Origin of the sequence: Halobaculum sp. XH14 (genome assembly GCF_032116555.1) — an archaeon.
Taxonomy (GTDB): Archaea; Halobacteriota; Halobacteria; order Halobacteriales; family Haloferacaceae; genus Halorarum; species Halorarum halobium.
Genome location: NZ_CP134949.1, coordinates 134,603 through 158,145 on the forward strand (window position 1 = coordinate 134,603; position 23,543 = coordinate 158,145).

At 70.6% G+C, this 23,543-nt stretch carries 20 protein-coding genes and 1 tRNA gene; 11 read left to right on the forward strand and 10 right to left on the reverse strand.

Annotated features, from left to right (window positions below; genetic code table 11):
- Window positions 1–18: 18 nt before the first annotated feature.
- Complete coding sequence (locus RJT50_RS00645; protein ID WP_313693112.1) at window positions 19–837, forward strand: DUF7089 family protein; 819 nt, start codon at window positions 19–21, stop codon at window positions 835–837.
- 134 nt (window positions 838–971) lie between these two features.
- On the opposite strand, the gene RJT50_RS00650 is transcribed toward RJT50_RS00645, so the two are convergent.
- Entirely contained in the window at window positions 972–1,553 is a 582-nt protein-coding gene (locus RJT50_RS00650) for a DUF7090 family protein (RefSeq protein WP_313693114.1), read from the reverse strand.
- 251 nt (window positions 1,554–1,804) lie between these two features.
- Between RJT50_RS00650 and RJT50_RS00655 the strand changes: the two genes are divergently transcribed.
- Window positions 1,805–2,227: a winged helix-turn-helix domain-containing protein gene (locus RJT50_RS00655; RefSeq protein ID WP_313693116.1), complete on the forward strand. Its 423-nt coding sequence runs from the start codon at window positions 1,805–1,807 to the stop codon at window positions 2,225–2,227.
- Window positions 2,228–2,396: 169 nt separating this feature from the next.
- Here RJT50_RS00655 and RJT50_RS00660 read toward each other — a convergent pair whose 3' ends face one another.
- Window positions 2,397–2,837, reverse strand: a complete 441-nt coding sequence (locus tag RJT50_RS00660) for a DUF2391 family protein (RefSeq protein ID WP_313693117.1) — start codon at window positions 2,835–2,837, stop codon at window positions 2,397–2,399.
- Window positions 2,838–3,075: 238 nt separating this feature from the next.
- On the opposite strand from RJT50_RS00660, the gene RJT50_RS00665 reads away from it, so the two are divergent.
- Window positions 3,076–4,254: an aspartate kinase gene (locus RJT50_RS00665; protein WP_313693118.1), complete on the forward strand. Its 1,179-nt coding sequence runs from the start codon at window positions 3,076–3,078 to the stop codon at window positions 4,252–4,254.
- 78 nt (window positions 4,255–4,332) lie between these two features.
- On the opposite strand, the gene RJT50_RS00670 is transcribed toward RJT50_RS00665, so the two are convergent.
- Window positions 4,333–5,439: a hypothetical protein gene (locus tag RJT50_RS00670; protein ID WP_313693119.1), complete on the reverse strand. Its 1,107-nt coding sequence runs from the start codon at window positions 5,437–5,439 to the stop codon at window positions 4,333–4,335.
- Between the two features lie 316 nt (window positions 5,440–5,755).
- Here RJT50_RS00670 and RJT50_RS00675 point away from each other — a divergent pair, with 316 nt between their 5' ends.
- Window positions 5,756–7,120, forward strand: a complete 1,365-nt coding sequence (locus RJT50_RS00675) for a tryptophanase (protein ID WP_313693122.1) — start codon at window positions 5,756–5,758, stop codon at window positions 7,118–7,120.
- Between the two features lie 78 nt (window positions 7,121–7,198).
- Here RJT50_RS00675 and RJT50_RS00680 read toward each other — a convergent pair whose 3' ends face one another.
- Both RJT50_RS00680 and RJT50_RS00685 read right to left on the reverse strand, forming a co-directional pair.
- Window positions 7,199–7,903, reverse strand: coding sequence for a metallophosphoesterase family protein (locus RJT50_RS00680; RefSeq protein WP_313693125.1), 705 nt, complete (start codon window positions 7,901–7,903; stop codon window positions 7,199–7,201).
- 157 nt (window positions 7,904–8,060) lie between these two features.
- The gene (locus RJT50_RS00685; protein WP_313693128.1) at window positions 8,061–8,915 is read right to left on the reverse strand and encodes a DUF7351 domain-containing protein; all 855 of its coding nucleotides are present in this window, start codon (window positions 8,913–8,915) and stop codon (window positions 8,061–8,063) included.
- A 134-nt stretch (window positions 8,916–9,049) separates the two neighbouring features.
- Here RJT50_RS00685 and RJT50_RS00690 point away from each other — a divergent pair, with 134 nt between their 5' ends.
- Window positions 9,050–9,811, forward strand: coding sequence for a CPBP family intramembrane glutamic endopeptidase (locus RJT50_RS00690; RefSeq protein ID WP_313693130.1), 762 nt, complete (start codon window positions 9,050–9,052; stop codon window positions 9,809–9,811).
- Between the two features lie 28 nt (window positions 9,812–9,839).
- On the opposite strand, the gene RJT50_RS00695 is transcribed toward RJT50_RS00690, so the two are convergent.
- Entirely contained in the window at window positions 9,840–10,433 is a 594-nt protein-coding gene (locus RJT50_RS00695) for an IMP cyclohydrolase (RefSeq protein WP_313693132.1), read from the reverse strand.
- Window positions 10,434–10,582: 149 nt separating this feature from the next.
- Here RJT50_RS00695 and RJT50_RS00700 point away from each other — a divergent pair.
- Window positions 10,583–10,655 (forward strand) — tRNA-Gln (locus RJT50_RS00700).
- 91 nt (window positions 10,656–10,746) lie between these two features.
- On the opposite strand, the gene cgi121 is transcribed toward RJT50_RS00700, so the two are convergent.
- The gene (gene cgi121 / locus RJT50_RS00705; protein WP_313693133.1) at window positions 10,747–11,235 is read right to left on the reverse strand and encodes a KEOPS complex subunit Cgi121; all 489 of its coding nucleotides are present in this window, start codon (window positions 11,233–11,235) and stop codon (window positions 10,747–10,749) included.
- Window positions 11,236–11,275: 40 nt separating this feature from the next.
- Window positions 11,276–13,765: an ATP-dependent DNA helicase gene (locus tag RJT50_RS00710; protein WP_313693134.1), complete on the reverse strand. Its 2,490-nt coding sequence runs from the start codon at window positions 13,763–13,765 to the stop codon at window positions 11,276–11,278.
- A gap of 511 nt (window positions 13,766–14,276) precedes the next feature.
- Here RJT50_RS00710 and lipA point away from each other — a divergent pair.
- From lipA to RJT50_RS00730, 4 genes are all read left to right on the forward strand, one after another.
- A complete protein-coding gene (gene lipA / locus RJT50_RS00715) occupies window positions 14,277–15,227 on the forward strand; it encodes a lipoyl synthase (protein WP_313693135.1) in 951 nt (316 codons plus the stop codon).
- A 293-nt stretch (window positions 15,228–15,520) separates the two neighbouring features.
- Window positions 15,521–16,636, forward strand: coding sequence for a pyruvate dehydrogenase (acetyl-transferring) E1 component subunit alpha (gene pdhA, locus RJT50_RS00720; RefSeq protein WP_313693137.1), 1,116 nt, complete (start codon window positions 15,521–15,523; stop codon window positions 16,634–16,636).
- 2 nt (window positions 16,637–16,638) lie between these two features.
- Window positions 16,639–17,640 (forward strand): alpha-ketoacid dehydrogenase subunit beta, encoded by a 1,002-nt coding sequence (locus RJT50_RS00725; protein ID WP_313693139.1) that lies wholly within the window; start codon window positions 16,639–16,641, stop codon window positions 17,638–17,640.
- A gap of 1 nt (window position 17,641) precedes the next feature.
- Window positions 17,642–19,255, forward strand: a complete 1,614-nt coding sequence (locus RJT50_RS00730) for a dihydrolipoamide acetyltransferase family protein (protein WP_313693142.1) — start codon at window positions 17,642–17,644, stop codon at window positions 19,253–19,255.
- 263 nt (window positions 19,256–19,518) lie between these two features.
- On the opposite strand, the gene RJT50_RS00735 is transcribed toward RJT50_RS00730, so the two are convergent.
- Window positions 19,519–20,277 carry a topoisomerase DNA-binding C4 zinc finger domain-containing protein gene (locus RJT50_RS00735; RefSeq protein ID WP_313693143.1) on the reverse strand — a complete coding sequence of 253 codons (759 nt, stop codon included), beginning with the start codon at window positions 20,275–20,277 and terminating at the stop codon, window positions 19,519–19,521.
- A gap of 75 nt (window positions 20,278–20,352) precedes the next feature.
- On the opposite strand from RJT50_RS00735, the gene RJT50_RS00740 reads away from it, so the two are divergent.
- The gene (locus RJT50_RS00740) at window positions 20,353–21,210 is read left to right on the forward strand and encodes an HAD family hydrolase (RefSeq protein WP_313693145.1); all 858 of its coding nucleotides are present in this window, start codon (window positions 20,353–20,355) and stop codon (window positions 21,208–21,210) included.
- On the opposite strand, the gene RJT50_RS00745 is transcribed toward RJT50_RS00740, so the two are convergent.
- Window positions 21,153–23,495, reverse strand: a complete 2,343-nt coding sequence (locus tag RJT50_RS00745; protein WP_313693147.1) for a DEAD/DEAH box helicase — start codon at window positions 23,493–23,495, stop codon at window positions 21,153–21,155. The two genes, RJT50_RS00740 and RJT50_RS00745, sit on opposite strands and share 58 nt — an antisense overlap.
- Window positions 23,496–23,543: the final 48 nt, after the last annotated feature.

A 23,543-nucleotide genomic window follows, 5' to 3' on the forward strand; every position in this document is an offset into this window, starting at 1 on the left:
GATCGCGTTCGCCTGACCGTGTTCTCACGACGCGAGGTCGGCGACGACCTGCCGGCGGCCCTCGGCGAGGAGGTCGCGTCCGTCCGCGAGTCGCACGCGCCGGACTGCGTCGTCCTCGATGCCGCCCGGGACTTCGAGACGGTCCCACCCGCCGCGGTGGAGGACCTCGGACTGCTAGTCGACGCGCTCGACCCGGCGAGCTCCCCGAGCGAGTGGCTCCCGGACGATGCGCCGCAGGCGCTCGTTCGGTACGCCGGCGGCGATTTTACCGTCGGGATGCCCGGCGACGGCACGGTGGTTTCGACCCGACAGACCGACCCGCCGACGGTCATCGTCAAGAAACGCGCGGAGGGAACGCCGCGCCCGTTCCTCGCGTTTCTGCTCGCCGAGGCGTTCGTCGAACGCTCGGCGGACGTGCCCGAGCAGTTCCTCCCGTTCTTCGGCGAGCAGTACCGCGAGCTGGCCGACGTCGTCCCGCTCGGCCCGCCGGAGGTGTACCAGCTCGCGGCCGCCCTGTTCGACGCCTGGGTCGGCCTCCACACCCGTCCGGTCTTCGCATCGTGGGGGAACGATGACGCCGGTGACGCCTGCCCGCGGCTCCACGAGGCGTGGGTCGACGCCGGCGAGCGGCTGACGGGTCGACTCGGGGACCTCTCGGGGGAGGTGGCTCGGGGCCGGACGTCGTTCCCGGCGGCGACCGAGTACGCCTGTTCTGCCGTCAAACACGACCTCGACCTCCCGTCGCCGTTCGACGCGCTGGACGCGACCGCCTACCGCGAACACGGCGCGGAGTACGCGGTCAGATGGGCCGAAAAGACGTTCGAGACGCTCTCCTGAACTCTCTCAGCGTTCGGGTCCCGGGCCGTTTCTCGTCCAGTCCGTTCTCGCACCGTCCGTTCTCGTCCCCGCTCCATCACGTCCCAACCCTCGCCAGTTCGATCCCGGGTCCCGATTCTGTCGGACCGGGCGCGCTACCGCAGTTCGACCGAGACGTCCCCGTCGCCCGTGAGGTCGATGACGCCGTCGAAGAGGTTGCGGAAGCGGTCGAGCGTCCCCTGGTCGTGGACCTCCTTCGAGAGGTGAAACAGCCCGACTGCGTCGTGTTCGACCAGCAGGTCCAGGATGGCCGCCGACGCCTCGTACGTCTCGTCCACGTCCGCGTAGTAGGCCATCTCGGTGAGCGAGTCGACGCTGACGCGCCGCTTGCCGGCGGTGTCCGCGAGGAACGACTCGACCTGCATCACCACGCCGTCGAGGTCGTCGGGCGAGGAGACGTAGTGGAGGTGGTCCGAGGAGCGCCGGGAGTAGCCGCGTTCGACCGAGATGGTGTCGAGGATGTCGGCGCGGGACTCGTCGACGTCGTAGTGTTCGAGCTTCTGTTCGACCTCCCGGGCGGTGGTTCGGGTGGAGACGACGAGGAATCGGTCGGTGTCGATCTTCAGAAAGTCGGTGTCGATGCGGTCCGTCTCGCCGATGCTGGGGTGGAGGAGGAGCAGTCCGGTTCCCCCCGGGATGGTGGTGTCGGTGTCTCCCGTGGCGAGCCTGTAATCCATGTACGTTGCTCCGTCCGGCCGGACTTAATTCTGCGGGGATTCGGGAACCGGTGGTCCGCATCCGTTCGGGGGTTCGATCCCCGGCCGAAAGGCGGTCGCCCCTCGGCTGTCAGGCGATCGACTCTTGGCTTTTCGGGCGCTCGATCCCGGCCGGAAACGGGCTGACTCGGGCGCGGTCGGACGTGAACCGCCGGCCGTGTAGTTCGTTACCCCACAACATACTTAGTGCGGAAGCGTTACTGTATAGACGAATGTCTGACGATAGCTTCAGGTGCGGAGGTGATGAATTGAACGGGTGTCGGAACACGGGGTCCGGGGACGATCTGGAGCAGGATGGCGGGAAGACGACGGTGGACGCGGTGTTCGAGTGTCTCCGTCACCCGCGACGTCGGTTCATCCTGAGCTATCTTCGGGAACACGAGATGGCGACGGTCGAGGAACTCGCCCGGCAGGTCGCCGCGTGGGAGGCTGGAGTTCCGCCCGACGAGGTAGCCGAGCCACACCGCGAACGCGTTACGACGGCCCTGGTTCACACCCACCTGCCGAAGCTGGCCGACGAGGTGTTCATCGAGTACGACCGCCGCAGCAACGACGTCAGGTTCACCGATCCGCCGGAGATGCTCCGGGAACTGCTGGGGATCGTCTCGACGTTCGACGACGACGCGGACGTGTGAGCGCTCGACGCGAACCGACGGGGTGGTCGCTGACCGCCTCGTGTCGCCGCGGGTCGGGTCGGAACAGGCTCGCGGCGGCGAGGTGCCGCTCGCGATCAGAACACCTCGGCGGCGACCGCCCGCCGCCTCGGGTCGGAACACGCTCGCGGCGGCCAAGTGCCGCTCGCGGTCAGAACAGGCTGTCGGCGGTGGCGGCCCCGATGACCGAGAAGACGGCACCGACGCTCATCGCCTTGAGCGTGACGTAGACCATCGTCGCCGTCGAGACCGGTCCCTCGACGTGGTTCGGGACGAGCGTCGCGGGCGCGTCGAACGACAGCGCGAGGATGAGCACCGAGAGGTACGAGACGGCGATGAGCGAGAGGAACCGCAGCGGGACGCCGCCGACCTCCGCCTCGCGGTCCGGGTCGCGCTCGTCGTCGGCCTTGTACAGCGCGCCGTAGCCGACCGCGAACACGATGACGACGGTCGTGACCGTCTGATACCACTCCATCCCGACCGCGAGCGCCCACACCTCGTCGGTGACGACGAACGGTCCCGCGAGGAGGAAGCCGCCCACCACCTGCTGGGCGGTGTCCGCGAGCTGGTACCGACGGCCTCGTCCGACCATGGGTTGGAAAACCGGGGACGGAATAAAAACGTCCCGAGGCGACCGACCCGCCCGGGACGCGATCCGTCGGCACCGCACTGATCGATCGCGGGGATTCGACGGCGACGGGCCGGTCGCCCGTCGAAATCGGGCGGCGGCAATCCTCGGGAGGGAGGACAGCGTTAAACGCGGACCCGTGTTATCCGACCCCATGCACACGGATGCAGCTTCAGCCCACCGAGCGCGGGTGGGACGGTAGATGCGGGTCGTAGCGAAGTTCGGGGGGACCTCCCTCGGCTCCGGGGACCGGGTGGCGCGGGCGGCGGACTCGATCGCCAAGGCGGTCGACTCGGGCCACGAGATCGCGGTGGTCGCCTCCGCCATGGGTTCGACGACCGACGAACTGCTCGAGGAGATCGAGTTCGAGGTCGACGACGCGGACCGGGCTGAGATCGTCTCGATGGGCGAGCGCACGTCGGTACGGATGCTCAAGGCGGCGCTCACGGCCAGGGGGGTCGACGCGACGTTCCTCGAACCGGGCAGCGAGGAGTGGCCGGTCATCACCAACGAGGTCGGCGAACTCGACGCCGAGGCGACCCGCGAGCGCGCCGCGACCCTCGCGGCCTCCCTCGACGGGACGGTCCCGGTCATCACGGGCTTTCTCGCACAGACGCTCGCGGGCGAGGTCACGACGCTCGGCCGCGGCGGATCGGACACGAGCGCGGTCATGCTCGGCAAGTACATGGACGCCGACGAGGTCGTCATCGTCACCGACGTGGAGGGCGTGATGACCGGCGACCCCCACGTCGTCGAGGGGGCGCGAAACGTCGCGCGCATCACGGTCGACGAACTCCGGAACCTCTCGTTCCGCGGCGCCGAGGTGATCGCGCCCTCCGCGCTCGTCTACAAGGACGAGGACCTGGACGTCCGGGTCGTCCACTACCAGCACGGCGACCTGCTCGCGGGCGGCACCCGCATCGAGGGCACCTTCCAGAACCTCATCGACATGCGGGAGGACTCGCTCGCCTGCGTCACCGTCGCGGGTCGGGCGATCCGGAACCGACCGGGCATCCTCGCGGACCTCTCGACGGCGCTCCGGGGCGCGGAGATCAACATCGACGCGGTCGCCTCGGGGATGGATTCGGTCACCTTCTACGTCGACACCGACATCTCCGGGGCCGCACAGGCGACCCTGCACGAGGAGGTCGTCGGCGACGAGTCGCTCTCGTCGGTCACCGTCGAGGACGACTTCGCCGTCGTCCGCGTGATGGGCGGGGAACTGCCGAACCGACCGGGCGTCATCTCGGACATCGTCGGCCCAATCGCCGCCGCCGGCATCACCGTCCACGACATCATCACCTCGGCGACCTCCGTGGCGCTGTTCGTCGACTGGGAGGACCGCGAGGAGGTGCTCCGCATCGTGCAGGACGAGTTCTGAGCGGGGGGCGACGGGCGAACCGTGCCCGGCCGCCGTTCGGTCCCCGATCACCGGCTGAGGCCGGTCCGCAGTCGGTTTTCAGGGCGCTTCGAACCCGTCGACGAGCGACCGGAACGCCGCTCCGTCGAGGAACTGCGAGGAGCCGGCCCAGGCGGCGTACCGGACGCCGCCCTCCTCCCACGTCGCTTCCCACGCGCCGTGGTCCTCGGTCAGCGCGCCGTAGTGGCCCGTCGTCCCGCGCAGGTCGAGACGCCGCCTCGCCCCGGCCGATTGATCGGACTCCTGGGGCGGGAGATCGGGCGCGAGCGAACTGTCCGCGCCGGCCGCGATCAGCCACAGGTGGTCGCTGGCGTTCTCACGCCGACGGAACACGCACTCGACCGCGTCCTCGTCCGGGAACGCGACCGCCGAGTCCAGCACGTACCCGTCCCCGGACGGCACCAGCGGCCGGACGTTGGTGTCGCCCGCCGCCGCATCGCCCGCGGGCGCATTTGTCGCCAGCTCGACAGGCGAGAGGGGACGGCTGGACCCGTACGGGTGCGTCGGCGCGTAGTCCCAGACGCCGTGCGAGACGGCGACCGGCGGGCACCGATATCGAACCCAGTAGTTCAGCCGGTGGAACGGGACCGCCCGGACCGCGGCGGCGCCGTCGGGGTCGGCGGGCGTCAATCCGTCGAGCACCGTCCGCAACTCGTCGTCCGAGAACTCGCCGGCCACGACCGAGAGTTCGACCTGGGTCCGGTCGCGCTGGACGCACGCCCCTCGACGGCCCATGTAGTCGGTGCCGAGCCACCCGACCTCGTCGCCGGCGGTGACCGGCGTGGGGTCGTCTGTCCGCCACAGCGGCGCGATGCTGGCCGCGGGCGGTGCCCAGTCGTAGAGAAACGCTTTGAGCCGGAGCCGTCGGCTCTCGCCCTCGATCATCGCCCGAACGCTGCACGGGTTTCCGTCGCTGTGTGGGGTCTGGCCGATGTCCTCGGCGGTCACGTCGCCGGGACGGCCCGGCGGCTGTTCCGGGCGCAGGGTGACCTCGCCCACCCGGCAGTCGTCCGGAAGCCGGTTCGGTTCGAGGACGACGAAGTTCGTGTCGGACTGGGCGTCGGCGAAGGTGGTTTCGCGGGGCGTCGCGGCGTCCTCGCTCGCGTCGAGGCTCGCCGCCGGGTCGGCGGTTCGCCAGACGGTCATCGGCGACCACCGCGGCTGCCGGGGTGTGGTCGTTCCGTCCCGAGCCGAACTGTCAGGAGGGTCGCCGTCGGGCCGTCTCGAACGCGGGTTCGCATGTCCGGGGCTCCCGTGGGGACGATGAAAAGGGTTCGCTGAAGCCAACTCCCGTTTTCGAAACTTCATTTCCGGCGGCAGCGGCGCGACCCGGGCCGCGGCAGTCTCGACGTGGGACGACTGTGCCTCGCTGTGCCGACCAGTCCATCGTCGCTCGGACCTGTTCGCTGGTGTTCACACCGTCTTCGGGGGTATCTAAGTCGGGGCCGCGGGGAGGGCGAGCATGCGCAACTACAAGGCCAAGATGGTCGAGCCGATCACCCTCCCCTCACGCGAGCGCCGGGAGGCCGTGCTGGCGGAGGCTGGCTACAACGCGTTCAACGTGCCGGCCGACGAGGTGTACGTCGACCTGCTCACGGACAGCGGCACCGGGACGATGAGCGACTCGCAGTGGGCCGCGCTGATGCGTGGCGACGAGTCCTACGCCGGCAGCCGGTCGTTCTCGGCGCTCGAGGAGGCGGTCTCGGACGTGATGGGGTTCCCGAACGTCGTCCCCTGCCACCAGGGCCGCGGGGCCGAGAACGTGCTCTACGGCTGTCTCGTCGAGGAGGGCGACGTCGTGCTCAACAACGCCCACTTCGACACCACCCGCGCCCACGTCGCCAACCTCGGCGCGGACCCGGTCGACTGCCCGGTCGAGGGCGCGCGCGACCCCGACGTCGCCGGCGAGTTCAAGGGGAACTTCTCGGTCGACCGCGCCCGCGAGGCGGTCGCCGAGGTCGGCCACGAGAACGTCCCGGTCGTCGTGCTCACCGTCACAAACAACTCCACCGCCGGCCAGCCGGTCAGCGTCGCCAACACCCGCGAGGTCGCCGAGTTCGCCCGCGAGATCGACGCGACGTTCGTGATCGACGCCTGCCGGTTCGCCGAGAACGCCGAGTTCGTCCGCCGCCGCGAGCCGGAGTTTTCCGGCACGACCGTCGCCGACATCGCCCGCGAACAGCTCTCGTACGCGGACGCGCTGGTCATGAGCGGGAAGAAGGAGGGGCTGGCGAACGTCGGCGGGTTCGCCGCCATCGCGGCGGAACCGGCGGGCGAGGCCGCGGATCGGCTGTTCGCCCGGGCGAAGCAGCGCGCCATCCTCTACGAGGGGTTCCCGACGTACGGCGGGATGGCCGGCCGCGACATGCAGGCGATGGCGGTCGGCCTGCGCGAGGTCGTCGAGCCGCCCTACCCGACCGCCCGCATCGACCAGGTCGCCGCCTTCGGCGACCTGCTCTCGGAGGCGGGGCTGCCCGTCTACCGCCCCGTCGGCGGCCACGCGGTGTATCTCGACGCCGGCGACCTGTTCCCGAACGTCGCCCCCGACGAGTTCCCGGGCCAGACGCTCGTCTGTGAACTGTACCGCGAGGGCGGGGTCCGGGGGGTCGAACTCGGCAGCTTCGCGTTCCCCGGGGCCGACCGGCCGGAACTCGTCCGCCTGGCGCTGCCCCGCCGGACGTACGCCCGCGAGCACCTCGAACACGTCGCCGACGCGGGCGCGGCGCTGCTGGACCGGCGCGGGGAGGTGCGGGGCCTGGAGATCGTCTCGGAGCCGCCGGTCCCGGAGCTCCGGCACTTCTCGGCCGAACTGGAACCCGTCGAATGACGTCGTAGCCGGCGTCCCCGCGGTCGCGGCCATCGTCCTCGCCGCCGTCGCCGCTCCCGGAGTCCCCGAACGCGTCAACTACCGGCCCTCGGACAGCCGCGTCCCGATCTGCTCAGGTAGCCCGGCGTCCTGCACGGCAGCCACCACCTCGTCGACGTCGTACGCGACCCGGCGCTCGTCGACCGTCAGGTCGTCGAGATCCAGGACGGCGTACGCGGCGCGGGGGTCGCGGTCGCGCGGCTGACCGACGCTCCCGGGGTTCACGACGACGCCCTCGGGGAACCGCTCGTGGCCCTGGACGTGCGTGTGGCCGAGCACGAGCACGTCGGGGTCGTCGCCGGTCGCCTGTCCGATTCGTCCGTCCGCGTTGCCCGCGGCGGCAAGCAGCCCGGCACCGAACTCCTCGGGATAGGTGTAGTGGTTCCGGCGCGTCGGGTGGTCGTGGACCGTCGCCACCCTGCCGTCGGCGATCATCGTCGCCTCCGGCAGCGAGGCGAGCCAGTCGAGCGCGGTCGCGTCGAGTTCCCGGTGGGCGTACTCGACGCCGGCTTGCCCCATCGAGTTGAACCGCGGGGCCGAGCCGGCCACGACCGCGCGGTCGTGGTTCCCCGACACCGTCGGCACGTCGCGCTCGCGGAGTTCGGCGACGCACGCGCCCGGCCAGGGGCCGTAGCCGACCACGTCGCCCGCACAGAGCAGGCCGTCCACCGGGGGCATGTCCGCGAGGACGGCCTCCAGCGCGACCCGGTTGCCGTGCACGTCCGAGATGAGGCCCAGTTTCACGGTCCGGGGTTCGGGATGGGGGAAGTTATCGCTGGCCCCGTCGCGGGCCGACCGCGTCCGCCGAGAGGCCACCCCGACGGATCGAGGTACGCCCGAGGAACCTTCCGCCGCCAGTGGTCGAGCACGGTGCTACCGCCGCCAGTGGTCGAGCACGGTGCTACCGCCGCCAGTGGTCGAGTACCGTACAGCCCTCGTCGAGTTCGAGGACGAGTGCCTCGTCCTCGAGGCCGACCGTGAGCCGGGCCGCCGGCGACTCGTCCTCACGACTGACGACGTCCCCGACCCTCGCCAGGTCGTGTGGCCCGATCTGTGCGTCCGTCGGGCCGAGCCCGTGGTCCGCGTACAGCGTTTCGACGGCGGGGTGGCCCAGCACCGTGTGCGCGACCGGAAGCGGATACGACACCCAGCAGGCCTCACACGTCGCGGTCGCGTACGGAACGTCGTCGAGCAGGTACGAGTCCGGGACGGAGTCCCGCGGGAACGAGAGACCGGCGGCACCCCAGCACCGCGAACAGGCCCCCTCGCGGAGGAGTCGGACGTCGGACGCGTGTTTTCGAAGCGCGAGGTCGATCACCTCCTCCAGCGTCCGGCCCGCCACCGCTCGCGGCGGGGCCGGATACGCGATCGCGGCACCGTGGGACTGACAGCCGACGTACACCTGGTGGTCCCGGAAGGCCGCGACGAGCGACTGCTCACAGTGTGGACACTCGTAGTCGGTCCGCCGTGTCTCGACCGCGACGTCCGCGCCGTCGTACGTTCCCGCCCGGATCGCCGACACGATCTCGAGGGCGGCCACCCGCGGCCGGTACTCCCCGTCGACCTTGCGGACGAACTCGTCCTGGAGCGCGTCGAGGTGGTAACTGAACCGGCTGGTGTCGGCCACGCCGACCCGTTCGCGCAACTGTGAAAACGACGGCCAGCCCGACGACCACGCTTCGTCGTACCGCTCCGCGAGCGTGAGGAGGATCCGAACGCGGGTCTCGTCGGTCAACGCCGCATACGTGTCGTCCATCGATCCGCCTCCCGGATTCGCCATACCGCCGATCGGGCCCTCGGCGTTGTACGAGTTCCGACTTGACATGTCATTCCCGCAACTTAACAGTCATACAGATTACACTTACTACCGTCCCCGCACACTCCACGACCGTGGCAGACTCGGCTTCGGCACTCACGGAAGGAACTGGCGGGGGCGAGGCGCCCCGAACTGGAGTCGCTCGGACGGCCGCCGTGACCGGTGGGCTGCTCGTGGCCGCGCTGGCGGGGACCGCCCTGGCGTCGCTGGCGACGGTCAATCTGGTCGGAAGCGACGCGAGCGGCACGAGCACGTTCGTCGTGGCCGCCGTCGGCACCGAACTCTGCTTCCTCCTGGTCGGTGCGGCCTACCTCCGGTCCAGGTCGTCGTTTCACCTCCCCCTTCGACCGCCCGCCCGGTCGGCGGCTCCGGTTCTGATCGGCGGCCTGCTGGCGAGTTTCCTCACGGCCTTCCTCTCGCTCGCGGTCACCGACGCCGTCGTCCCCGCGCTCGAACTCTCACCCGGGTACATGGAGTACAGCGAACTCGGCGGGCTGACCGGAGCGGGGCTCGTGATCGGCGCGGGCCTGTCGCTGCTGGTGATCGGTCCCGTCGAGGAGTTCTTCTTCCGCGGGGTGATCCAGGGCCGGCTTCGGGAAGCGCTCGGCCCCGCGGGTGCTGTCGCTACCGCTGGCGCGTCGTTCGCCCTCTTCCACGTCTACCCCGTCGCGTTGCTGTCCCCGCCGCCCGCCGCGATCGTTCACATGGCGACCTACTACACGCTCATGGGCGCGATATTCGGCTGGGTGTACCACCGGACTGACACCCTCGTCGCTCCGGCGCTCGTCCACGGGACGTTCAACGCCGCCGTGTTCTCGCTCCCGTTGCTGGGCTGAGTCGCCGGCACGAGGCCACCGCGACCGCTCAGTCGCTCCCGTTCTCGACGGCCAGCCCCACGCTCCCGTCGCCGACCCGCACGCCGGCCGCACAGACCGCGTGTTCGTACTCCAGCCCGTGGGCCGTCCGCGCGGCCGCGACGGCCGTGGTCGGCGCGAACTCGAACGGCCGCGGCTCGTCCTCCTCGTAGGTCGCCACCAGGTGTGGCTCGTCGACTTCGCGGACCAGCAGCGCGTCACGGCGGACGATGCCGACGTGGCCCGTCTCGCCGTCGATCACGCCCGCGACCCGGGGCGTGTCGTAGTCGTCCTTCTCGTAATCGAGCGCAAGCAGCGCCTCGGCGAGCGCGTCGCGGGCGGGGTAGCCCCGGTCGTACTTCTCGGCGACCGGGTCGACGTGCGAGCCGTTGCCGAGGACGGCCGCGCGGCGCGTCTCGCCGCCCGCCACGCGGACGCAGTTGTACGAGACGTAGGGGTTGTCCGTCGGCTCGGCCTCGTCGGTCGGGCCGACCGTCAGGGTTTGCTCGCCGCGGCGGACGACCTCCCGGTTCGGGAACGAGCGGGAGGAGACGCGGTATGCGCCGACCTTCGGGCCGACGACGACGAAGCGGCCGATGTACATACACGGAAGTGGGTAGTCTCGGCGGAAATAGCCAGCGGTGTGTACAGCGATGCCCACCTCGACCGTCCGGCGTGGCGTCCGGGCCACGCCGGGCCGGGGCTCCCGGAAAGCGATAGGGTTTAGTTTCCGAGCGCGTTCCTTCAGTTTGCAGTCCCGTGGGGTAGTGGCCAATCCTGTTGCCTTCTGGGGGCAACGACGAAGGTTCGAATCCTTCCGGGACTACTCCCGCTCTCAAGACCGCCCAGCCGCAGCACCGCGATCCTCCACTCGAAACGAAGGGGTGTGTCGGACGCGCGTCCGACGCCCGGTTCGGCTACTTCTCGACGTCCAGCAGCGCGACCCGCTCGTGGACGACGTCGGCGAGGCCGCCGGCCGTCGCCGCCAGTTCGCGGTCGGTCACGTCGAAGAACTCCCCGACCAGCCGCTCGTCGTAGTCGCCGAGCGTCTCACCGGCTGCCAGCAGCTCCTGCAGCCGCGCGGCCGCCGCACCCTCGTCGCCACCCGCACAGACCGCGACGACCGGCGTCTCGCCCTCGGAGACGCCCATCGTGAGCGCCCGGTTGATCTGCCGGCGGCCGGCGGCGTACAGCAGGATCTCGACGCCCCGGTCGCGGGCGACGTTCTCGCCGCGCTCGACCGCCCGGTCGGCCAGTTCGACCGCCCGTTCGAGGTGACGCCGGTCCACCACGTAGCGCGCGTCGAACGCCTGCACCGTCGCGCCCGTGTCGTCCGAAACCCCGTCCAGCGTTTCGAGGAACGCGTCGAGGTCCTCGACGACGGCGACGCCCTCGACGAGTCTCACCGGCTCCACACCTCCGCCACTGCCGACACCACCGCCACGGTCACGAGAAATCACCGAACGTCGCCTGCCCGCCGTCGTCGTCGCCCTCGACGGCGGCGGTCGCGGCCGCCGAGACGCTCGCGTCCTTGCGCACGTCGTCCATCGAGGGGTCCTTCCGGCCGACGTTCTCCAGCACCCGTTCGGCGGTCTTCCGTCGGCCGCGGAGCGCGCCGAGCACGACCGACTTGTCGGCCTCGCGGAGTTCGGTCCGGGTCTCGATGCCCGCCTCGAACAGCCTGCGGGCGCGCTTGCGGCCGAGCCCCCGGACGCCCGCCAGATCCAGCAGCTCCTCGCCGACGCCGTACTGGACGCGCTTTCTCGCCTCCCGGACCGCGACGGTGCAGTCGAGATCGAGTTCGGTCGAGAGCTGTTCTGCCGCGCCGAGCAGCCACTCGGTCGTGTCGACCTTCCCACGGATGTCGCCCGGGCCGACGTCGTAGCGCTCGGCGATCCGGTCCTCGTCGAGTTCGCTCGCCCAGTCCTCCAGCAGCCGGGCGGTCTTGAGCGCGGAGAGCCACTCCTCGAACGCGACGTCCTCGAACTCCGAGGGCGGGTCGCCGAGGAACTCCGACTCGCGCTCGTAGAACTGTTCCTCGTACGTCTCCCGGTCGCCCGACTTCAGGTAGAGCTGGTACATGTCGGGGGTGCGCGAGACGAGGTGATAGAGGCCGAGCGGCGTGACCTCGCGTGCTCGCTGTGTCACCTCCGGGCCGGGTTCTCCCTCGTCCGGGACGCCGTCCCCGTCGACTTCGGCGTCCGCGTCATCACCACCCGCCGCGAGTTCGTTGCCCGTGACGAACCCGGCGTCCTCCGCCGTCACGTCGGCTCCGACGGGCTCCGCCCCCTCCCCCTCCCCATCGGAGCCGTGGCCGCCGGGCGACCCCCGCAGGGACCCCTGCTCGGCAGCGGTCGACACGCCGGCCTCCAGCCCGTCGATGATCTCGGCGGCGCTCATCGGGTCGAGGTAGAGCCGCGAGACGGTGTGGCCGATGCCGGTGGCGGTGAGCGCGCCCCCCTCGCGGTCGAGGAACTCGTTGACCGCGAGGTACTCCAGCACGCGGTTGGTCACCTCGGCGAGCCGCGCGTCGTCGTCGGTCTGGCTGGCGTACAGCGTCCGTCCGAGGAAGTCCAGCAGCCCCTCCCGCGAGGTGGCGAAGCCGGACGCGACCGTGGCGAGCACGTGGGTCCGGAGCGCCGGTTCCGCCGCGAGCTTCGACCGGACGGCCTCGGGTTCGGCCCAGAGGTAGCGCTCGAACAGCTGGTCCATCGTGTCGCTGTCCTTCGCCAGCAGGATGGCCTCGCCGTAGGGGTCGAGCCCCGGCCGGCCGGCCCGGCCCATCATCTGGTGGACCTCGAGGACGTCGAGCGGCTTCATGCCGCCGAACTCGCCGTCGTAGCGCTTCCAGTCCCGGACGATGACGCGACGGGCGGGCGTGTTCACCCCGGCCGCGAGCGTCGGCGTCGCGCTGATGCACTTGACGAGGCGGTCGCGGAAGGCGTCCTCGACGAGCGAGCGGTGTTCCGAGGCGAGCCCCGCGTGGTGAAACGCCGCGCCCTTCTCGACGCAGCGTGCCAGATCCTCGCTCGTGTCGGTGTCCGAGACGTCCCGGATCTCCGCCGCGAGCTCCCGCAGGTCGTTCTTCTCGCCGCCGTCGAGCCGTCGGCTCGTCGTCTCGGCCAGCCGCTTGGCGGCGCCCTCGGCGTTGCGCCGAGAGTTGACGAACACGAGCGAGGAGCCGCCCTGGCCGTCGATGCGCTCGTCGAGCGCGTCCGCGACGAGCGCCTCGGTTTGCTTTTTCCCGTCGCCGACGGGCACCTCGCGCTGGCTCCCGTCGTCGAAGTTGATCGCGTTGCCGTAGTGGACGCCCGTCTTTAGGTCGATGGGTCGCCAGTCGGACTGGACGAGGGCGGCGTCGAGCCAGTCGGCCACCTCGTCGGCGTTGCCGACCGTCGCCGAGAGCGCGACGACCTGCAGGCCCGGATTCACGCGGCGGAGCTTCGCCAGCGTCACCTCCAGGGTCGGCCCGCGGTGGGCGTCGTCCACGAGGTGGACCTCGTCGGCGACGACGCAGGTGAGGTCGTCGACCCACGACGCGCCGTTGCGCACGAGCGAGTCGACCTTCTCGGAGGTGGCGACGATGACGTCGCGGGAGGCGAGCCAGTCGCCGTCGGACTCGTAGTTGCCGGTCGAGACGCCGACGTCGACGCCGAACTCCTCCCAGCGCTCGAACTCGGCTCTTTTCTCGGAGGCGAGCGCGCGCAGCGGGACGATGTAGAGCGCCTTCCCGCCGCGCTGGACCGCCGACAGCATGGCGAGTTCCGCGATGAGCGTCTTGCCCGATGCCGTGGGCACGGAGGCGACGACCGACTCGCTGTCGGCGACGCCGGCCTCCACCGCCTCGGCCTGGGGCGGGTAGAGTTCCGCGACCCCCTCGTCCTCCAGCGCCTCGGGGACGCCGGGCGGGAGGGTCGAGAGGTCCGTGGGTTTCATTGGCTGTTGGTGGGTCGTTCCGCGGTTTAAACTGTCGGACCCGGAGTGGAAGTGATCGGGATTCGCGGTTGATTCGGGCGGTTGGGAGTCTCCGATTCGGGTCGTTGGCCGGGAACGACAGTGCCGTGGTGCGGACCGCCAAAACCACCGCTGCTCTCGGTCCGTGTCGGGTCGGGCATCGTTTCCGCGACTTCGAAAGCTCCCGCGTCGCTCTCTCGAGGGTGGTTCGGTCGGCGTGGCGCACACCTCGATAGCCACGACCCCTTTCAGTCCACCCGACCGCACGGCACCGCACCTCGCCCTCCCTTTCCTCGGAGCGAGCTCCTCGGAACTCACCCTCGGTCCGCTCGCGTGAACGAAGGCCCGCCGGCACGCGCCGACGGACGTCCGACCGGCATCGAGGGGCGTCCTGATTTCGCCGTCGGTCGAGTACGGCCACAGCCACGCCGTCGCTCACGCCAGTCGGTTCACACATCCGCATCCTTTTGCCCCGGGCCACGAAGAGTTGGGTATGAGCAGTCGGCGTCGCAAGCCGGACTGGCTGAAGATGGACCCGCCCGCCGGGCAGCGGTTCACCGAGATCAAGGCCACGCTCCGGGAGCACGACCTCCACACGGTCTGTGAGGAGGCCAACTGCCCGAATCTCGGGGAGTGCTGGTCCGGGAGCGACGGCCCCGGAACCGGCCCCGGCACGGCGACGTTCATGCTGCTGGGCGACCGGTGCTCGCGCGGGTGCAACTTCTGTGACGTCGAGACCGGCGGGATGGAGCCGCTGGACCCCGAAGAGCCCGCGAACGTCGCCGAGGCCGTGACCGAGATCGGTCTCGACTACGTCGTGCTCACCTCCGTCGACCGCGACGACCTCGCGGACGGCGGCAGCGCCCACTTCGCCGAGACGATCCGCGAGATCAAGCGCCGCGACCCGGAGACGCTCGTCGAGGTACTCATCCCGGACTTCGGCGGCGACGAGGCCGCGATCCGGCGCATCATCGAGGCGGGACCGGACGTCATCGCCCACAACGTCGAGACCGTCGAGCGGCTCCAGTGGCCGGTGCGGGACCGCCGGGCGAACTACGGCCAGACGCTCGACGTGCTCGAGCAGGTGAGCGGGGAGTCGGACGTCTACACGAAGACGAGCGTCATGCTCGGCCTCGGCGAGTACGACCACGAGGTGTACCGGACGCTCCGGGACCTCCGGGAGGCCGACGTGGACATCGTCACGCTCGGCCAGTACCTCCAGCCGTCCCGGTCGCACCTCGACGTGTTCGAGTACGTCCACCCCGACGCCTTCGAGACGTGGCGGCGGGTCGCCGAGTCGGAACTCGGGTTCCTCTACTGTGCGTCCGGGCCGATGGTCCGCTCGTCGTACAAGGCGGGCGAGTTCTTCGTCGAGGCGCTGCTCCGGGAGGGCCGGAGCGTCGAGGAGGCCCGCGCTCACGCGCGTGCCGCCAGCGGGGACTGACCGGGGAACGCCCTCGGGACCGGACGGCACGGCGTCGATTACGCCGTCGTGGCCGTCCGGCACCGCGTCGATGAACCGGGGCGGACCGATTGTTTGTCAAGATTCGTGCGGGATTTCGGGGCGTCGTCCGCGGAGACGGTGCCGTCGGGCCGGAAAATTTCCGATACGGAATTTCGCCCCGCCCTGAATGGACACGTCGGTGACCGGAGGCAGTATTTCTGTCCACAGTAAACTATTTACGAAAACACTATGCCTTGGGCGAATCAGATTTCGTGTATGCGACGGAGGGAACCGTGAGCACGCTCGAGCGCGACCCGCGCGAGGGCAAGGTTCAGGTCCTCGACGAGGACGGCGGCGTCGTCGGCGACGTCCCCGACCTCGACGACGACGAACTCGTCGAGATGTATCGGAACATGAAACTCGCCCGCCACTTCGACACGCGGGCGGTCTCCCTGCAGCGGCAGGGCCGCATGGGGACCTACCCGCCGCTCTCGGGACAGGAGGGCGCGCAGGTCGGCTCCGCCATGGCGCTCGCGGAGGACGACTGGATGGTCCCCTCCTACCGCGAACACGCCGCGGCGGTCGTCCGCGGGCTCGGCCTGACGAAGACCCTGCGCTACTGGATGGGCGACGAGAGCGGCAACCAGGTGCCCGAGGACGCCAACATCTTCACCGTGGCCGTCCCCATCGCCTCCCAGATCCCCCACGCGACCGGGATGGCGTGGGCGGACAAACTGCAGAACGACGGCGAGACCGACGCCGGGTTCCTCTGTTACTTCGGCGACGGCGCGACGTCGGAGGGCGACTTCCACGAGGGGCTGAACTTCGCGGGCGTGTTCGACACGCCGAACGTCTTCTTCTGTAACAACAACCAGTGGGCCATCTCGGTCCCCCGCGAGCGCCAGACCGCCTCCGAGACGCTCGCCCAGAAGGCCGTCGCGTACGGCTTCGAGGGCGTCCGCGTCGACGGGATGGACCCGCTCGCCGTCTACAAGGTGACGTCCGAGGCGCTGGAGAAGGCGAAATCGCCCGACGAGGGCGAGCGCCGCCCCACGCTGGTCGAGGCCGTCCAGTACCGCTACGGCGCCCACACCACCGCCGACGACCCCTCGGTGTACCGCGAGGACGAGGAGGTCGAGCGCTGGAAGGCGAAAGACCCCATCCCGCGCCTGGAGAAGTTCCTGCGGAACCAGGGCGTCCTCGACGACGAGCGCGTCGGGGCCATCGAGGAGTCGGTCGAGGAGGAGGTCGCGGCCGCCATCGAGGAGGCCGAGTCGAGCGCCCGGCCGGACCCGGGGCTTATGTTCGAGAACGTGTACGAGGAGATGCCGCCCGCGCTGGTCGAGCAGGCCGAGGAGTTCGCCGCGGTCCGCGAGAAGTACGGGGACGAGGCGTTCCTGGAGGAGTGACAATGAGCACGCAAGACACCCAAGCGACGCAGAATCTCACGCTGGTACAGTCGGTCCGGGACGCGCTCGGGACCGAGATGGAACGGGACGAGGACGTCCTCGTCATGGGACAGGACGTCGGGAAGAACGGCGGCGTGTTCCGCGCCACGGAGGGCCTCTACGACGAGTTCGGCGGGGACCGCGTGGTCGACACGCCGCTCGCGGAATCCGGCATCATCGGCACCGCGGTCGGGATGGCCGCGATGGGCCTGAAGCCTGTTCCCGAGATCCAGTTCTCCGGATTCATGTACCCCGGCTTCGACCAGATCGTCTCCCACATGTCCCGCCTGCGCACCCGGTCGCGCGGCCGGTTCACGCTCCCGATGGTGCTGCGCGCGCCCTACGGCGGCGGCATCCGCGCGCCCGAACACCACTCGGAGTCGAAGGAGGCGTTCTACGCCCACGAGGCCGGCCTGAAGGTCGTCATCCCCAGCACCCCGTACGACACGAAGGGGCTGCTCATCTCGGCGATGCGCGACCCGGACCCGGTCGTCTTCCTCGAACCGAAGCTCATCTACCGCGCGTTCCGCGGCGACGTGCCCGAGGAGGACTACGAGGTGCCCATCGGCGAGGCAGCGGTCCGCCGCGAGGGCAGCGACGTCTCGGTGTTCACCTACGGCGCGATGACCCGGCCGAGCCTGGAGGCCGCCGAGGAACTCGCCGAGGACGGCGTCGACGCCGAGGTCGTCGACCTCCGCACCGTCTCGCCGATGGACCGGAAGGCCATCGTCGAGTCGTTCAAGAAGACCGGCCGCGCCTGCGTCGTCCACGAGGCGCCCAAGACGGGCGGGCTCGCGGGCGAGATCACGGCCATCCTGCAGGAGGAGGCGCTGTTGTACCAGGAGGCGCCGGTCCAGCGCGTGACGGGCTACGACGTGCCGTACCCGCTGTACGCGATGGAGGACTACTACATGCCCAACGCGGCCCGCGTGGCCGAGGGGATCACCGAGGCGGTGGAGTTCTGAGATGGCGACCGAGGAGTTCAAACTCCCCGACGTCGGCGAGGGCGTCGCCGAGGGGGAGCTGGTCAACTGGCTCGTCGCGCCCGGCGACACGGTCTCGGAGGACCAGCCGGTCGCGGAGGTCGAGACGGACAAGGCGCTCGTCGAGGTGCCGAGCCCGTACGACGGCACCGTGAAGGAGCTGCTCGCCGAGGAGGGCGAGATGGTGCCGGTCGGCGACGTGATCATCACGTTCGAGGTCGGCGACGGCGGCGCGGAAGCCGACTCCGGGACCGAGTCGGCCGAGACGACCGAGGCGGGTGCAGCCGAGTCCGAACCCGAAGCCGAGGCGGGCACGGAGGCGGAGGAGACGGCGACCGCCGAGACCGACGCGAGCGAGCCGGCGGAGGGTCGCGTGTTCGCGTCTCCCTCGGCACGCCGGCTCGCCCGCGAACTCGGCGTGAACGTCGCCGCGGTCGACGGGAGCGGGCCGAGTGGCCGCGTTTCCGACGCCGACGTGCGCGCCCACGCCGACGCCGGTGGTGCGGACGACGCGGACGCGGCGACCGAATCGTCGGGGCCGAAGGACGTCGACGTCGGCTCCGGGAAACCCGCAGCGACGCGCCGTGACGCCGACGGCGAGTCGGGCGGAGGGACGGCCGCGGCCGCGTCGGCACCCGCGGGAGACGTCGAGGCCGCGGGCCGCGAACGCACGCTCGCCGCGCCGGCGACCCGTCACGCCGCCGAGGAGGCGGGCGTCGACCTGGACGACGTACCCACCGACGAGACGCGCGAGGGCGAGGCGTTCGTCACGGCCGATCAGGTCCAGCAGTACGCCGACGCAGTGACGGCCGCGAAGCAAGCGGAGACCGGCGCCGGCGCCGCGGGCGCGGCAGCCGGGGCCGGCAACGGCGCGGCCGGGGCCGTCGAGGCCGAGGCGGGCGGCGAGGAGACCGTCCCCTACCGCGGCGTGCGACGGACCATCGGCGAGCAGATGGCCGAGTCGAAGTACACCGCGCCCCACGTCACCCACCACGACACGGTCGCGATCGAGGACCTCGTGGAGACGCGGGCCGAGTTGAAGGAGCGGGCCGCCGAGCGGGACGTGAAGCTCACGTACATGCCGTTCGTGATGAAGGCGATCGTGGCGGGGCTCAAGGAGTTCCCGTACCTCAACTCCGAGCTCCGCGAGGACGAGGGCGAGATCGCGCTCAAGGGGTACTACAACGTCGGCATCGCGGTCGCGACCGACGCGGGGCTGATGGTGCCGGTCGTGAAGAACGTGGACCGGAAGTCCATCCTGGAACTCGCCGAGGAGGTGAACGACCTGGCCAGCCGGGCGCGCGACCGGAAGCTCTCCCGCTCGGAGATGCAGGGCGGGACGTTCACCATCACGAACTTCGGGGCGGTCGGCGGCGAGTACGCGACGCCGATCATCAACTACCCCGAGACGGCGATCATGGGGCTGGGTGCGATCGAGCAGCGCCCGACCGTCGAGGACGGCGAGGTGACGGCCGCACACACCCTGCCGCTCTCGCTCTCGATCGACCACCGCGTCATCGACGGCGCGGTCGCCGGGCAGTTCACCAATCTGGTGATGGAGTACCTCGCGGACCCGAAGCTGCTGTTGCTGGAGTAGCGGTTTTTCGTCTGTTCCGGCGCGTCTCCCTTCCGTTTGTTTTCTCCCGGCGTTGCTGACACCGTAGTGACGACCGCGAACGCCCCCGCGGCCCCGTTCAGTCCCACCGGCCGGTGAGCTGATACGGCGTCGCCACTCGGGGTACCGCTCCTCCCGCCGTGGGTACCCGGCGGTCGCGATTCCCCGGGAGGCGTGGTGGTTGCGGTCCGGTGGACGGTCCGGCCGCCGTGGCTCCGTCGAACGTTCGGCCGTCGCGGGTGGACTCAGGGACCGGACGTCGCCCCCGAGTGGTGCTCGCAGGTGCCGTCGAGACAGCGGACGCCGGTCGACGTCTCGAACAGCGGCAGGCCGCAGACGCAGGTGCCGACGGTCTCGCCCGCGGGGATCGAAAACGAGGTCTCGCAGTCGGGGTGTGCGTCACAGCCGAGGAACGTCCGGCCGCGGTGTTCGACGACGCGGAGCGACTCGCCACAGTCCGGGCAGTCGTACGCCCCGTCGAGCGCCTCGCGGACGTGGTCGGCCAGCGAGTCGCACGCGTAGTCGATGCACAGTTCGAACTGCTCGCCCCGGGCGACGCGCATCGTCGGCAGGCCGCAGTCCTCGCACGTCCCGTCCGTGACCGTCGCGCCCGACGGGAGGCCGTACCGTTCCTCGCAGCCGAGACAGACCACGTCGCCGCCGGTTCGGACCATCGGGTTCCCGCAGTCGGGACACTCGCCGACCGGGCTGCCGCCCGCGCTGGCCGGGAACGTCGCGCGCTCGCCGGGGCCGTGCGAGCGGACACGGAGGGTCTGGTCGCCGTCACGGGCGGTGATTGCGAACCCCTCGTCGTCGGACTCGACGGTCAGCGAGTCGGCGCGCGTGAGCCACGCGAGCGGCTGGTAGCCGGAGGCGTCGTGGACGAGGAGCGTCCGGTCGGGTTTCGCGAGGACGACCACCCGACCGCGCTGGAGGCGCTGGCCGCGGGGGGCGTCGAACTTGGTGCTGCAGTCGCCGGCGAAGACGCGGAGGGTCTCGGGCATGGGGGGTCTGGCCCCGTTCCCCTATTTGGACCCTCGGGCCGCAAGGTCGATACCGCGGGGCGCGAACGGACGGGTGTGAGCGATAGCGACTCCCGCCCCGACTCGACGGACGGCGAGGGGGCCGACACGACGGACTCGGCGGACACGACTGAATCGGCCGACACCGCAGGGTCCTCGGGGGGAACCGACGCGCCCGGCCCGGTCGATCCGCCCGTCGTCGTCTGCTTCGACATGGACGGCGTCCTCGTCGACTCCGAGGACTACTGGCACCCCGCCGAGCGCGACCACATCCTCCCGGCCGTCCTCGACGGCAAGCATCCGGACCGAAACGGCGAGGAGGTGCCGTCTCGGCGCGTCGACCTCGACGAGATCACGGGCATGAACTACCGCGAGATCTACGCCTACCTCGTCGACCAGTACGAACCGACCGTCAGCGAAGCGGAGTTCGTCGAGATATACGACGACACGGCGACCGACATATACGGCGAGCAGGTCCGCCTGCTCCCCGGCGCCGACGAGTTCGTCGCCGACCTGCGGGACGAGGGGATCCCGGTCGCGCTCGTCTCCTCCTCGCCGCCGGGGTGGATCGACATCGTCCTGGAGCGCTTCGACCTCGCGTTCGACCTCGTCGCGTCCGCCGACGAGTTCGACGGGCCCGGGAAGCCGGACCCGGACCTCTACGAGGACGCGATCGCGGAACTCGGAAGCGTGCCCGAGCGAGCCGTCGTGATCGAGGACTCCAGAAACGGCGTGCTCGCGGGACACCGGGCCGGCGCGCGGGTGGTCGCGTTCCGTGACGGGCACAACGCCGACACGGACCTCTCCGAGGCGGACGCGGTCGCGGAATCGGCCGAGGAGCTGTTCGCGGCGGTCCGTCAGTCGATGGAGACCGTGCGTGCGTCGGTCTCGGGCAGCAGCGGGAGGTCCGGATAGACGACCTCGATCCGGTACTCGATCTCGTCCTCGCCGGGCGGGCCGAACACGCCGACCGGCACCGTCGTCTCGTCGCTCAGGTAGAGCGCCTTCTCGTGCATCTCCACGCCGTTCGCCGTCACGCGGATTCCCGCGCGGGCGCCGCCGCCGACGGTCCGCACCGTCACCTCGCGCATGTCGTTCTCGCCGACGCCGACCGAGTCGGGGAACTCGCCCCACTCCACGACCGTCCGGGGGAGCGCCTTCGCCTGGCGGAGGACGCGCTCGGCGACGCCCTCCGCGAGGCCGGCGGCCGTCAGCTCCGACACGCCGGCGTCGACGACGTTCGCGGGGGAGGTGATCCCGCCCGACGCGAGGTTCTCGGCCCTGCTGGCGCCGACCCCGTCGATGGCGGTCAGTCCCACCGCGTCGGCCGGCACGCCGTGCTCGACGCGGGCCTCGACGCGGGCGACGAGGTTCGCGGCGCGCGGGCCGGCGAACTCGCCGAGGAACTCCCCGAGCGCGGCGAGCAGTCGGAGCGCGTTCTGCCGGATGACCCAGGCGTCCGAGCGCAGGTCCGAGGGGGTGGTGCCCTCGACGGCGGCGCGCAGGATGGCGAGCACCTTGCGGTTTCCGCCCTCCAGGTCGGTGTCGACGTTCGAGAGCACGCGGTCGACGGCGTCCGTCTCCGAGGAGCGGGCCGAGACGGAATCGAACTCCCCGGCGCCCGCCACGGCGCGGAGGACGGCCGACTCGTCGATCGCTTCCCGGTCCGCGAGCGATCGGAAGCGCTCGGCCGTGTCGAGCCGGAGGTAGTACTTCGAGGTGAGCCGGCCGAGCGCGGTGCCGGCGACCGCGAGCGACTCGTCGGTGTCGACGAACCCGCGCGTCACGAGCGAGTCGAGCGTGTCGCGCACGCGGTCGCGGATGCCCTCGAAGTCGTATTCGTCGGGCTTCGAACTGGCGCGGACGTAGTAGAACGTCGTCTCCAGCCAGTCCATCACGTCCTCCAGGCCGGTGATGGTGCCGAGCGCGATCTCGGCGTTCAGGTGCGACTCGACCTCCGCGGCGAGCCGCGACTCGATGTCCTTGCCCTCGCGCAGGAGGCGGCGATATCGGTCGGCGTCCGCGCGGTCACAGACGACCCAGCCGTGGCCCACGTCGTCGTAGCCGGGTCGGCCCGCGCGACCGAGCATCTGGAGCACGTCGAGCTCCGAGATGTCGACCTCTCCCTCCAGCGGGTCGTGGAACTTCGTGTCCCGGATGACGACACAGCGGGCCGGGAGGTTCACGCCCCAGGCGAGCGTCGAGGTGGAAAAGAGCAACTGGATCTTCCCCTGCTTGAACCACTCTTCCACCCTGTCCCGGTCGTGCTTCGAGAGCCCGGCGTGGTGGAACGCGACGCCGTCGGGGACCGACTGGCGGAGCGTGTCGTTGTTGAGGTCCTTCGCCTCGGTGTGGAACTCGTAGTCGCCCCGCGCGCCCATCGGCACGTCGCGTTCGGCCACCTCGTCGCGGGCCTTCTTCGCGGCCATCACGGTGTCCTGCCGGGAGGAGACGAACACGAGCGCCTGGCCGTCCTCGCGGATGTGCGGCTCGGCCAGGTCGAGCGCGCGGTAGAGCCGCCGGTACTTGTCGGCGAAGCTGTTGTCGCCGTGGGTGTACGTCTTGACGCCCGTTTCCAGGTCGACCGGGCGGTACTCTTCGCCGAACTGGAACGTCGTCTCGGGCGGCGCGTCGAGCCACTCGGCCACGTCCCCGACGTTCCGCATCGTCGCCGAGAGCGCGACGATCCGCGGGTCACACAGCCGGCGGAGCCGGGAGATGGTGACCTCCAGCACCGCGCCGCGCTTCTCGGAGTCGAGCAGGTGGACCTCGTCGATGACACAGCAGTCCACGTCGGCCACGAAGCCGTAGCGGGCCGACTCGTGCTTTCTGGTCGCGGAGTCGGCCTTCTCCGGCGTCATGACGAGGATGTCCGCGCGCTCGGCCCGGCGTGGGTTGAGGTCGCGCTCGCCGGTGACGACGTAGACGGAGTAGCCGAGGTCCTCGAACCGGTCCCACTCGGCCTCCTTCTCGTTGGTCAGCGCACGGAGCGGGGCGATGAAGAGCGCGGTGCCGCCCTCGCGCAGCGTCTCGCAGATGGCCAGTTCCGCGAGCGCGGTCTTGCCCGAGGCGGTGGGCGCGGCGGCGACGACGTTGTCGTCGCGGTCGAGCATCGCGGGCAGCGCCTCGCGTTGCATCCGGTTGAACTCCTCGAAGCCGAAGGCGTCGGCGAACTCGGGGATGGCGTCTGCGACCTTCATTTGCTGAGTGGAATTGTCGGTAGATGGGTCGCTCCGAACGGACCGACC